Below are 11,942 nucleotides of genomic sequence, written 5' to 3'. Positions count from 1 at the left end.
TAACTATATTTCCTTACAATTTCATTATACCATTTCGATGTCCATACCCCCAAATTCATACGGAGATGACTTTTCATATTCGTGTATTTCTCTCAGTACAAAAAGAGACAGGCAGTTTCTGAGCCTTTGCAAAGCAAAGGGTCAGAGTTAATGACCGAAGGTCGAACTTTACCTGCCCGTCCTTTTGTAAGTCACCTTTGTTAACGGCTTAGTTCTTCGCCTTCCTCGACTTCCCGAAGGAGTTCTGCCTTCTGGTTTGGTGTAATCCGCATATACCGAAGAGAACGGGGGTTGCTCTCGTAGGCTGCTTTAAGCAGATCCATGCTTGGGGTACGGATATATCGAATGGCAAGACCGTTGTTCTGCACGGCAGTCATCTGCATTTCTTCGTCTGCCTGACGGAAATTCCGAAGTAACAGTCCGTTCTTACTCAAAGCCAAAAGCACCACGCTCGGGTCTGCCTTGTCCTTAAAATTCAGAATATTGGTGGGATTGTCCTCGACCAGTTCCCGTTGCATGAGGATCGGCAGGTCGGTTTCTTTGCTGATATTGTCGATATTCTTTTCGGCAGCCAGAATCGTCACCTCTTCGGTCGGGTTCTGAATGTGCTTGTAGGCAATCGAATTCTGCTCTACGGCTTCCATCTGCACTTCCGGGTCGTTCTGGAGATTCCCCGCAAACTGAATGGCAATGCCGTTCTGCCGTACGGCGGATAAGACCAAGTCCTTGTCCCGATAGGGGCAGTTCTTCAGTAACAGTCCGTTTCTCGACAGGGCAATCTGCCATGCTTCCTTAGACGGGTGTGCCATGGTAAGAATGGCTCTGGGATTCTGTTCCAAAAGGATATTGTAGATGGACGGGTCGGGGTTCTGGATCGAAGGAATGAGTTCCGGGTGACACCGCACGATTTCCTGCTGAACCGTAAGGTCAGGGTGTTCAATGAACTTAATGGCTTCACCGTTTAACCGAACTGCTCGCATCTGAATGTCCTTGTTGTCCGGATCAGAAAGGAATGCCTGCCCCAGATGTAACCGACTGGGTAGTGGCATAACCACATGGGACAACCACGCCAGTTCCGGTTTCATCAAAAGGTCATAGCGTGACGGAATGAGTGCTCTCTCGCTGACATGGAGCTTTTCGGGGTGTTTGATAGCAAGCATCATAGCACCGTTATTCTTCAAGGCTCGTGCGTTTTCGTGATAGTCGCTATACAGAGAATCGCCATCGTACAAGGTGGGCTTGGCAACCGTTTTTGGAACACGAATGCCCCAACCGGTCATGCCCTGATTATAGCCCGTGCCAACGTGTACGTTCTGATAAGGCATTCGCTCCGCCCACATCGCAATCAGGTCAGAGAATTCCGACACCTTCCGGTCGTCTGCAAACTCCATGTTATCGAACACGATGGTGCTATGCTCTTCATTGACCCAGGTATAGGCCTGTGCCAGACATTTCCCGGAAACCCATTGTCCGTCCTTCATGTCACGGTTTCGGACGATCGCCGTGATTCCGGAGGTCGGACTGGTGATAATGTCACGGACACAGGACTCGCCCGCTTCATCGAATCTCTGGCAGCAATGCGTATCATAGCCGACCAGAAGATTTCGGTAGTCCTTCGCATCCAACATGAGAATGGTGTACTTGCCGTCCGTCACTTCAATGTTTCGTCCACGGATGGAAAGGTCGGTATCTGCAAAATCAATGCGGTAACTGTTCTTAAACCTTTCCGCATCCTGTTTCCCACGGTTCTGCCTGATGTCATAGATTAGTTCTGTTACGGACTTGTTTTCGCCGAATTCCTTAATGTCGTCAATGGATTCCATGACCGTCATCAGTTCTGCCGTTTTCATGTCCTTATGAGCGTTGTACCATGTAAAGAACCCTCGTTTTTCATACAGATTTATCTTATTCGGGTCAAGGAATGTTGCAAAGGCTTCAATGTGTTCCTTCGGTGTTTCCTGAAAACGGATTTTGTCGGCAAGGGCATACAGGGCAAAGTTGTGCATCCGTGCCACCTTACTCAGGCTCGGAAGAGAGAAGTCGGCGACCATTTTCCGAATTTCGTCATCTGACAGGACGTGTCCTTCTCTCATGCAATGAGAAACGACATATTCCCGTAAGACCCGTGGAGATCGGCCAATGATTCGCTTGAACTCTGCATCCGCCTTATTGACACACTCATCCATTTCGTTTGCGTGCTGAACTTCCATAGACGGATATAGTAACGCCCTTCGGACGTCTTCCAGAGACAGGGAAGAACCAACGGTTACGATGGGCGTTGTTCCGCTGATATAGTAATTGCTCTCTTTATCCTTCATCAGGTCAAACGCCTGTTTGGTTAAAATGTATCCCGGTCGTTCTTCTTCGATCTTTCGTTTTAATTCCACAAACTTCCGTGGATGAATATGTCCTTCGGTAACGATCCGTTTCTCATACGGGGTGAATTTGTCGTAGTATCGGATCGTGTCAACGTCCGGATAGCGGTTTTTGGAAGAGATACGTCCCTCATCATCATTGAAATGCCAGAACAGGTCATTTCCAACCTGCGACAGGCGGATCCGTTCCCGAATGGGTTCGGACACGTTCATCAGCGTAGGCAGGATCCCCAGAGCGTCCTGAATCTCATCGGTCAATGTCTTCTTCTCCGGGGTAAAGGAAGAAAAACTATGCTGCCGTTCCAGTACCCCGTTTCGGAAGGGGCGATACCTCGTCAAAAGATCCGGCTCTTCGTAGAAGTCATCGTCCATTTCGATCAGGTCTTCCTCGGTCAGATATGTATTATCGTATAAGACACCGTCCTCTAAGATCGGATTGTCGATGTCATAATGCGGTTCCTGATCGGAACGATGGAAGGCTTTGACGGTCGTTCCCTCCGGCAGGGGTTCTCCCTGTTCAATGAATCCTAAAACCTCTTCCAACAGCCGGTCTGACAAAATGTCGATCACGATGTTGTCATTCTTGATATGCTTGGGTGTATATTTCTGTGCTTCTCCATTAAAAAGTACCATAGCGGTAATCCTTTCCGATCAGTTCTGCTCGTTAACGTAGTCGTCAATCGACATCTGCCCTTCAAATGACAGATGGTCCATAACGTGTGCCCGTTGCTCTGGAGTCATGGGCTGATAGCCCTCCACTCTTCCGTTCAGAGGTGTCTGCCTTTCATTGGGATTGTCCGGCCAGAGTCGGTCGTTCTGTCTTGCTCCACGGGTCAGGGCACGTTCTCTGCTCCGCTCGGCAACCCGTTCTGCCTGTTCTTTTGCTTCCTGCTTTTCTCTCGAAATCTCCGCCCACAGGCTCATGGAATTGAATCCGAAGGGTCTTCCGACCACGTTATAGGCTTCTTTTAAGAATCCGTTCAGATTGTACTCGCCCTTGGCAGGATTGGCCTTGGTCGTGTATGTGCCGACACATTCACAGGTATCTCTGGCTCTCGATGCAGCAACGAACCACAGACGGTACTTTTCTTCCATGGCTTCGTTGTGACACCCTGCCATGTGACGGAAGGAAGGAGAATCGAAGTTGTCAAGCGTATAGAAGACATGACACCATTCTCTGCCCTTTGCGGAATGGATGGTGGACAGGGCAACACCGTCATACTGCTTTTCCCGCTTGAACTTGGAGGACTGACCATATTTTCGAATGGCATCGAACAAATTGATGAGTTCATCCATAGACTTACAGGGACGAAGTTTGGTGTCCAGAAAGTCCTGAAAGCACTCATCTGTCTGATCGGGGTCCAGTTCATCACACATAGAAAGGAAATCTTCCACGCTCGGCTCTTCGCCCAGATGTTCCTCGGTAAAGGTCTTGATCTGGTCTTCGATCTGTTCATTGCTTGCATCCATCAAACCACCGTGCAGTTTCGCATTGAGATAGTCGGCAACGCCCTGTGTGGTACGGTACAGGTAAGAATCAAAGAAGGATGCGACTGCTGCACAACGGCTGTTCTGACTGTATGGAATCGGGTTCATTAAGATGGATGGAACACCGATCTTTGTCAGAGCGTCTGCCATCTTCTGTAACTGTGCTCCGGTCGATGCCAAAAAGGAGATGTCGGCAGGGTCGGTTCCATGGTCGACCATGTCTTTGATTTTCTGTGCAACGGTTTCGTATTCCTGTTTCTCGGTGTAGCATCCGTTCACCAGAACCGGTGCACCCTCTTCCCGGGTCGGAGTCAGGGTCTTATCAATTCGGTTGTCGGACAGGTCAATGACGGCGTTTGCTCCCTGAATGATGTTCCCGGTGCTCCGGTAATTCTCCAGAATGTTGAAGTCGTTGAAGGTATAGCCGACCGCTTCATTTCCTTCGCCCAAATACCGGCCAAAGTTTATCATGTACTCCGGACTGGTATGACGGAATCCGAAGATGGCCTGACTGTCATCGCCAATGCACATCAAAGACTTGAACTTTGCCGACTCCTTTAATTCCTGTAAGAGCTGAACCTGTGGAAAGTCGGTGTCCTGAAATTCATCGACCATGATATGCTCAAATCCGATGGTGTCGAATAAGGTCGGATGCAGGTGTACCAGTTCCTGTACGCCCTTGATCTGGTCGGCAAACTCCACCAGATTGTGTGCCTTTAAGGTGTTGTTATACTCGTCATACATGAGAAAGATGTTGTCCAAGTCGCCACGGGTAAACTTAATGGGCGATGTGACCGGATTCAGCCAAGGATTCCGGTCTCTCGTAAAAGAACCCAGTTTATCGCCTTCCTTGATTCGGGTGAAGACGTCTTTGCACTTATCCAAGGCAGACGCATTGAAGAAGGAGGTCGTGCTCTGGAATCGTTCATAAGACCCCGCCCAACAACTGATCTTCGGGTACTTTCCCAGAATGTCATTGATGATGGCAGCACGGATTTCATGATCCGGCTGTAAGGGTCTTGGCGGAGCGGTATATCCAAGCTCCTCATAATATTCCGAAATCAAGTCCTGACAATAGGAATTAAAGGTCTGTACCCGCAACTTATCAAAATCGACATCTACACCGGAGAAGGCAGCGTACCGCTTGATCCGTTCCTTCATTTCACTTGCACCTGCATTGGTAAAGGTGATGTTTAAGATATTCTCGGGTAACACGCCGTTCTGTAAAAGCCGGACATTCCGCATGGCAACCGTCATGGTCTTTCCGGATCCTGCACCGGCATTGACGCGGCTGATTCCGGAATCGTTCTCGACCACGGCCTGCTGACTGTCGTTCATCTGAATTTCCGAGAACGGGCGGATATTGACATCGGTCGTCCGTGGAATGGGCGGTTCGGTATAGTGGCAAATGTTGTATCTCGGACAGTCATTACAATTTTCCCCGTCTAAGACCTCATTTTCCATGCTCTCGTCATAGTGCTCGACAAGCTCGGCTTCCAGTTCCGGGGTGTCTAAAATGACGTGCCGTCTCTGCGGATAGGACCGGGGAAGCCTGTGAGCAGCACGAAGTTCTTCTTCGGACGGCTCATAGGAAAACTGATGTTCCTGTGCAAACTTATCCTCTTTCGAACTCTGATTCCGAAGGAAGTTCTCTTCGACACGGATCTTGGCATTCGGATAGAGCTTCTTTCCCAACAGGATCAAAGGATAGATCTCATCCATCTGGGAAATGTCTTTCTGTGCCTTGGTTCGACCGGTGTGCTCCCGCACGATCGTGACCTCATTTCCGTTCTTTGTGATGTAGTCACACACGGCACGGATGGGTTTTCCGTCTAGCCATGTCACGACATTATCGACCATGTTCCCGTGCGAGTCGGGAAACAACAGGGGAGAAGAAGGATTGGTCGGGTCTGCCATTTCGGGTAAAATGACATTTCTCTGTTCCCAGTTGCAGTAGTCATGAATCAGACCTGCATACATATTGATAATGCCCTGTTTCTGATACTGCTGCTCAAAGACGATGCCACGCATCTCAAAAGCGGATGCCAGTTCGTCCCGGATTTCCTGCTCATCGTTTGGCAGATCTCCTGCAAGCACCATGTTCCATACTTCCTTGACGGCAGAAGCACGGATAATAAATTCCTTGTGTGCCGTCAGGTTGGTGTTCTGATTTTTCCCGCAAAAAGCCTGCGGTGTGAGTTCACTAGAACTTCTCATAGATTTCTATTTCTCCTTTTCCATCCTTATCGGATCAACCTTGACCCGTCTGCGTCAGGCAGCAGACGCCGTTTTTCTTTACACCCTTTCTATGCGTAAAAATAAGGAAAGTTCGCTGATTTCCCTTACTTTGTACTTCCGCATTTTTCCATAAAATTTACGCATAGAAGGGATAGAAATAAGAAAACCAATTCGGTTCAAGAGGAGAGACATTTATGGATCAGTACAGCAAAACGGTGATTGATATTCTGAAATCTGATATAAAGAAGAACCATCCTGAAAAATTGCGTAAGTTTCAGGAAGACTTGGCATGGGAGATGATGGATTTTGATGAGGACGATGGAAGCCTTGCCAGACTGTTCGATGAACGATTTGCTTGTAGTAACCTGACAAGAAGATGGGGTGAAGAACATTTCGGTCTTTGCGGATATGGCATTCATGTGGAAGTGGCAAAGCAGCATCCCGAATTAAAAGAGCAGGCAAAGAAGATTCTTGAATATGAAATGGAAGGTGATGCAGGCGATTGGGATCGAAGAAATGTTATCCATTTTGAAGACGATTTTAATGTCAAAGACGGTGTTCGTCATTTGGTTCAGGCATACGATCAACTGAAAGAATGGGAGAACTATTTCGGTATCAAATTCAACCTTCACGGGTTTAACAAAGCGGTAGCAGATTATATTAGCATGGCAACGGCTTTACAACTACCAAGAGACGAAGACATTATCCGTCAGTTACCGGAAGAGGTTTTTGATAATATTTGCAGTATGCGGGGATATGAACCGGATTACGAAATAGAGCGGTAAATAAACAAGACCTACTGACAGAGAACTCTGTTTGGTAGGTCTTTTCTTTTGCTCAAATTTATCATCCAAAAATTTTTCAACCAATTTTCAGAAATCCTGTTTTCTTCTTAATTTTTTATCCATAGAAGAACTGTAGAGAAAATAGAAAGGATTGATAACTTTGGTTGCATTTGCTTTCAAAACGGGCAACACCCTCCGCTTGAGTTACGACACAAAGCATAGTTTTCAGGAAGCCTATGTCGGGTGCGGGGTTTCGATGGATGACCTATGGAACGTCTGCCGGACCTATCTCACACGGGAACAATTCCTCGTTGCCTACCATGACCTGTTACGGCAGAAGATGGACGACTGGAAGTCCAATCCGTTCAGCCGGGCAAAGAAGCAGGCATTTATCGAACAATATCGAAAGGGTGGTGTATCTTGACAAAAGAAAATTACGAGAAGACCCAAGCCAGTCGGACACTCCCCTATCTCAACGCTCTGGAAGAAAAGAACCTTCCCTATGCTCCCGATCAGGGAAAGGAACGGACACAGGAAGACGACAAAGCGATTCTGTTTGATACCAGTATGGCTCAGTTTCGGAATTCGAATATCCAGACTCGAATCCATATCAACCAACGGCAGTTCAATGACATCTTCCATAAGATGTTGAACTACTACGAAACGACAGAATCCCTATTTTTCGATCGTTGCCAGTCCGGGGAAATTTCCGACAAGGAATTCTATACCAGACTGCACAACGACATTGCCAGACTGCACCCGATCATCTGCTCTTATGAATCCGATGAGCGTGTCATGCTGACCCGACTGCACACGGCAGTTTTCGGATACTACGTCTTACAGCCGTTGATTGATAATCCCGACACGACCGATATTAAGGTCTGCGGACCGAAGGATATTCGTGTCCGGATCAAGGGCAAGGCATACAATTCCTCGGAATGCTTTGAAAACGAGTATGACCTCAAAATGTTTGTGTCGGCCATCTGCATTCGGAACAAGATGAAATTCGGTCGGACTCCGGTCATTACCTTTGCTGACGCACATGACAAAAATTACATTCTCCGATTCGTTATTTCCGATCCCATGGTCAATGCGGTGGACTATCCGTATCTCCATATCCGAAAAATTCCGAAGGTGAAACCCACCTTTGCGGACTTATGTACGGCAAAGCAGAACCACATGATGACTCCGCAGATTGCAGACTATCTGAGAAACCGTGCCAAGTATTCCAAAGGGATCGTGTTCGCCGGAGAGCCCGGAAGTGGCAAGACCACCGCCTTGAATGCCTTCATTGAGCACATTCCAAAGACCCGTGAGACCTTGGTCATTCAGGAAAATGATGAGTTGTTTACCAATCAGCCGGGATTTATGTTCAAGCACGTTACCCATGGATATGACGGCAATCGCCCCTATACCTTGCAGGACTTGGGCCAGATGGCTCTGGTCGAAGGCTGTAATGAATTCATCATCGGTGAGGTCAAGGGCGGAGAAATGCGTTCCGTCATGACTCTTTTGAATGCCGGTGGCTATGCAGCACTCACCGTTCACTCGACCAATGCCTACGAGACCATGAACAAACTGGCCGACCTTGTAAAGTATGGTTCGGATTACAGTTTCGAAGATGCCAGACGAATGCTTGCGTCCATGGACACGGTCGTTTACATGGAAGGCTACAAGGTACGAACCATCTTGGAAATCCATGGATTTAACGACCAGACGCACGACTACAACTACGAGCTGATTTATAAGTACAACTACGAAGAAGAACAAAAATATCTTCGGATGCAGGAAGCAGCAAAAGAAGAGGAACAACCCGCCACAAACGATGCGTTCCACTCAATTTTAATGTAATTTTCACAAAAAGAAAGGAAAACAAATTATGGAGCTTATGATGGAACCCCAGACCCCCGAAACCAAGAAGAAGGTCAGAATCGACAAGCGTCAGCTTGCCATTGTGATTCTTTGTATCCTGACCATTGGCTTTGCTATGACATCTATTCTTCTGGCAGGAAAGATAAAGAAGGCGGAGAAGAGTCAAGAGGCCCAGACAGAAACATCCGCCGTGACGGACAACTACAAGCCGACCTCCAAGGAGAAGAAACAGATTCAGTCCATGCAGAAGGCCTTCCCCAAGGTCAAGGTCGGCATGAGCGAACAGGAAATGCTTTCGGCAGTCGGCATGGACTTCAATGCCAAGAGTAAGACTAAGGTGTCCGATGTGGACTGCACGCAGTACGATTTTGTAGCCGCTGAAAACCGGTATGGATTCTCCGTTCTGGTATCCGGTGGCAAGGTCGTTGGTAAGGGACAGACCTCTCTCTTCGCTCCCAACAAGAAGGTCAAGTCTACGGACATTCAGACCTTTGGGGAAAACGTGAAGTATGAAGATATGGTAAAGAAGTGCGGAAAGGGTGTCCTTCTGACCTACTCTGAAATTCCCGGGGTTGACAGTCAGCGAATCGTCCTCTACGGTTCGAAGGACTCTACCCTCTGGACAGCCATTTTTAACAATGACGTATGTATGTCAGTCAATCAGATTTCTCCCAAGGAATCCGCTTACTGTAAGGCAGATACTGAAAGTGTAGGTGACGTAGAATAATGGACTCAGCATGGCATTTATTAAAAGACAAACGCCCGAGAAACAAGCAGGTTGTTCTTGGCGTGGACAAAACCGGGTACATCACCCGATTTACCTACGATTCTGCTACTCCGCCCGGATTTATGGACGATCACGAGGAATGGTTTACCATGACCGACATTGTGGCATGGATGCCAATATTCGCTCTACGATCTTTAATTCCTCGCTTTCGCTTTGCGAAAGCTCAGATGCCGAAGTACCATCAGAAAGTAAGAAAGCGTGAACTCTCGTGAAGATCCTGTTTATCGTACTGTCTGCTATCGCTATGGCAGACAGTATCGCCTTCGGTGTCTTGGAAAAAGAAAGGGATTCCTCGGTGCTTTGGAAACGCATTTCTCTTTCCATGGCCATGCTTTCCGCCGTGTTTCTGTTGATCCCGCTCTGGGCTGCCTGTGCCCATCCGAAAACCTCGTTCGACTTGCAGGCAGAACAGGCAAACGTCTGGACGGTCAAACCCTTTACCTGCGACAAGGAACACGACTGGTACGAAGTCACATCGGACAATGGTATGGACTTTCTGGTCAATAACAAGGGATACCCCATTCGTGCAGACGGTACCGTGTGGACAAAAGAATACAAGTTTTTACCGAACAAATAACAAAAACGGACATCTCTCCTTTGAGGTGTCCGCTTTTTATGTGTTTCTTTCTACTTACAGAACCGACTTTAGTTTTCCTTTGGTCCATGCAATGTAACGCTCTCCGCACTCTGCATTGCCGGAGCACGCTTCTTCAAATAGTTCCAAGGTCAGTCCATGTTCCGACAACATCTGCACAAACGCCTGAAACTTCTCCCCGTTTCGCTCCTTGGTGCGTTTCCAGAAGACGGCTGCCAGATTGTCCGCCTGTTCCGTCATTTCCTTTCGCATGGCATGAGTGATCTCTGCCGTTTGTTTTGAGCCAAGGGCGGTCTCTGTCGTGGTGTAGTTCCGTTCAATGCAACGGATCAACCAACCCATGTAATTTTGCACGGACTCCTGCTTGTCGCAGAGCAGAATGGCAGAACGTACCTGTTCGGGGTCTCCATTCGCCTTCTTCAACAAAAGGTCAATGTCTTCTTCGGTCAGTCCGTTATGCCCGGTAAATTCGGCATACAGGGGTTGATATTTTGGCAGGTCTCGTGGGATCTCCAACTGTCGGTTCTTCTGTTTCTCGATCAGGACCTGTCGCTCGTCCAAGATGTCCTGATTCCTCGGGACATTGGGATAGACATGGAACACGATCCGGTCGATCCGTCTGCCACTCCGATAAGCGTCAAAGTCAAATCGGATATTGGACTTTTCTTCCAGTTCGATTTGAGCAGGCTCAATGACATACCGTCTCATGTCCTTCCACGCTTCATACTTCTTGTCCTTCTTGTCCAGAAGGTCATACAGGGCGTCCCAGTCAATGTCCTCGCCCATACGTCCCATGGCATTCTTCACGCCTGCATCGTCCGAGTTCGCAAGACCGATCATAAAGCGAAGTTCTGACAGACGATATTCCACATCCACCCTGCCGTTATTGACGTTCTTTCTGCTTTTGTAAATTTCCTTTTTCAACAGTTCATACAGTCGGAAGGAAGAATTGCTCTTGAAGTCGGTCAGCACGGACAGTTCATAGGTCGTATAGTTCTTCTCCAGTCCAAGAATGTGATTCCGCAGGCTTTCATTGAACTTGACACGGAACACACCGTCCTGATATTCGGCATCGGTCACAATGGCATAGGCATGGAAATTACCCTGCCGGTCTTCCAGAAACATGGTATGACCCACCATGGTCTTCGAAACGGTCTTTAAGGTTCGGTAGATGTGAGACGGATCCCCAATGATTCGTTTGAGTTCCCCGGGATATAAGGTTGCCATAAGCGGTGCATTTTCATCCCGTGCCCGTTCCTCGATCCGTGTCAGAGCAATCGTCATGATCTGGTTTTCTAATAAGGTGCTTTTGTATTTTGCAGAGACCATTTCGTTCGACTTCCGAACGGACAGTTCCTGCAATGGTGCCGTATCGTGATACAAGGTAATCCCCTTCTTTTTTGGGTGGAAAAATTGGTAGCTTTTCTCTGTCGGTAGAAGAAATGGCAGAAAAACTACCCCTAGTATAGGGGAAGAAAAGGCAGATTGCAAGGGAAAAGGGAGAAGGATTGGCAGAAGAGTGTCGGTTTGCGAAAGATAAGACAGGAAAATGCTCCTATTATGCTCCGATTTTGTCGTACAAAAGATGTACAAAAAGAAAGGGTGGAAAAAATGGCAGAGAAAATATTTTCCTGTCTGCCAAATTTTCCACCACAATCCAAGAAGGGAGACATTGGTACTGTCATTGAAAAGATTTGGTCTGCCAATCTTTCCACCCATCTGCCAATATTTCCCTCTTTTGCTCCAAATTTTCCCGAATAGACGGCCTGATTTTTCCAACCCATTGACCAAATTTTCCATGT

At 47.7% G+C, this 11,942-nt stretch carries 10 protein-coding genes; 7 read left to right on the top strand and 3 right to left on the bottom strand.

The genetic code is table 11. The features are described 5' to 3' along the window. Window positions 1-200 precede the first annotated feature (200 nt). Complete coding sequence (locus tag ACKX2L_RS06235; protein WP_497552875.1) at window positions 201-3,008, bottom strand: DUF4116 domain-containing protein; 2,808 nt, start codon at window positions 3,006-3,008, stop codon at window positions 201-203. Between the two features lie 18 nt (window positions 3,009-3,026). After that, on the bottom strand, window positions 3,027-6,080 hold the full coding sequence (locus tag ACKX2L_RS06230) for a UvrD-helicase domain-containing protein (RefSeq protein ID WP_497552874.1): 3,054 nt from the start codon (window positions 6,078-6,080) through the stop codon (window positions 3,027-3,029). Between the two features lie 215 nt (window positions 6,081-6,295). On the opposite strand from ACKX2L_RS06230, the gene ACKX2L_RS06225 reads away from it, so the two are divergent. From ACKX2L_RS06225 to ACKX2L_RS06200, 6 genes are all read left to right on the top strand, one after another. After that, window positions 6,296-6,886, top strand: coding sequence for a hypothetical protein (locus tag ACKX2L_RS06225; protein WP_497552873.1), 591 nt, complete (start codon window positions 6,296-6,298; stop codon window positions 6,884-6,886). A 199-nt stretch (window positions 6,887-7,085) separates the two neighbouring features. After that, complete coding sequence (locus ACKX2L_RS06220; protein ID WP_497550909.1) at window positions 7,086-7,310, top strand: hypothetical protein; 225 nt, start codon at window positions 7,086-7,088, stop codon at window positions 7,308-7,310. Beyond that, a complete protein-coding gene (locus ACKX2L_RS06215) occupies window positions 7,307-8,737 on the top strand; it encodes an ATPase, T2SS/T4P/T4SS family (protein ID WP_497550908.1) in 1,431 nt (476 codons plus the stop codon). Before ACKX2L_RS06220 ends, ACKX2L_RS06215 begins: the two co-directional genes overlap by 4 nt. Window positions 8,738-8,765: 28 nt before the next feature. Further along, the gene (locus tag ACKX2L_RS06210) at window positions 8,766-9,485 is read left to right on the top strand and encodes a hypothetical protein (RefSeq protein ID WP_497550907.1); all 720 of its coding nucleotides are present in this window, start codon (window positions 8,766-8,768) and stop codon (window positions 9,483-9,485) included. Then, window positions 9,485-9,757 (top strand): hypothetical protein, encoded by a 273-nt coding sequence (locus ACKX2L_RS06205; protein ID WP_497552872.1) that lies wholly within the window; start codon window positions 9,485-9,487, stop codon window positions 9,755-9,757. Before ACKX2L_RS06210 ends, ACKX2L_RS06205 begins: the two co-directional genes overlap by 1 nt. Further along, window positions 9,754-10,122, top strand: a complete 369-nt coding sequence (locus tag ACKX2L_RS06200; protein WP_497552871.1) for a hypothetical protein — start codon at window positions 9,754-9,756, stop codon at window positions 10,120-10,122. The genes ACKX2L_RS06205 and ACKX2L_RS06200 overlap by 4 nt, the downstream gene beginning before the upstream one ends. A 54-nt stretch (window positions 10,123-10,176) precedes the next feature. Here ACKX2L_RS06200 and ACKX2L_RS06195 read toward each other — a convergent pair whose 3' ends face one another. Further along, window positions 10,177-11,523, bottom strand: coding sequence for a replication initiation protein (locus ACKX2L_RS06195; protein ID WP_497550904.1), 1,347 nt, complete (start codon window positions 11,521-11,523; stop codon window positions 10,177-10,179). 228 nt (window positions 11,524-11,751) lie between these two features. On the opposite strand from ACKX2L_RS06195, the gene ACKX2L_RS06190 reads away from it, so the two are divergent. Continuing rightward, entirely contained in the window at window positions 11,752-11,901 is a 150-nt protein-coding gene (locus ACKX2L_RS06190; protein WP_497552870.1) for a hypothetical protein, read from the top strand. Window positions 11,902-11,942 lie beyond the last annotated feature (41 nt).

The organism is Porcibacter vitabionis (assembly GCF_046263795.1).
GTDB lineage: Bacteria > Bacillota > Clostridia > Lachnospirales > Lachnospiraceae > Lachnocurva.
The sequence above is the reverse complement of the archived record's forward strand: the minus strand, read 5'-3'. Positions and strand labels throughout refer to the sequence as shown.

Coding starts and splice junctions, on each gene's coding strand:
- ACKX2L_RS06205 (WP_497552872.1), top strand. CDS start 9,485: ATGGACTCAGCATGGCATTTATTAAAAGACAAACGCCCGAGAAACAAG.
- ACKX2L_RS06190 (WP_497552870.1), top strand. CDS start 11,752: ATGGCAGAGAAAATATTTTCCTGTCTGCCAAATTTTCCACCACAATCC.
- ACKX2L_RS06225 (WP_497552873.1), top strand. CDS start 6,296: ATGGATCAGTACAGCAAAACGGTGATTGATATTCTGAAATCTGATATA.
- ACKX2L_RS06230 (WP_497552874.1), bottom strand. CDS start 6,080: ATGAGAAGTTCTAGTGAACTCACACCGCAGGCTTTTTGCGGGAAAAAT.
- ACKX2L_RS06210 (WP_497550907.1), top strand. CDS start 8,766: ATGGAGCTTATGATGGAACCCCAGACCCCCGAAACCAAGAAGAAGGTC.
- ACKX2L_RS06235 (WP_497552875.1), bottom strand. CDS start 3,008: ATGGTACTTTTTAATGGAGAAGCACAGAAATATACACCCAAGCATATC.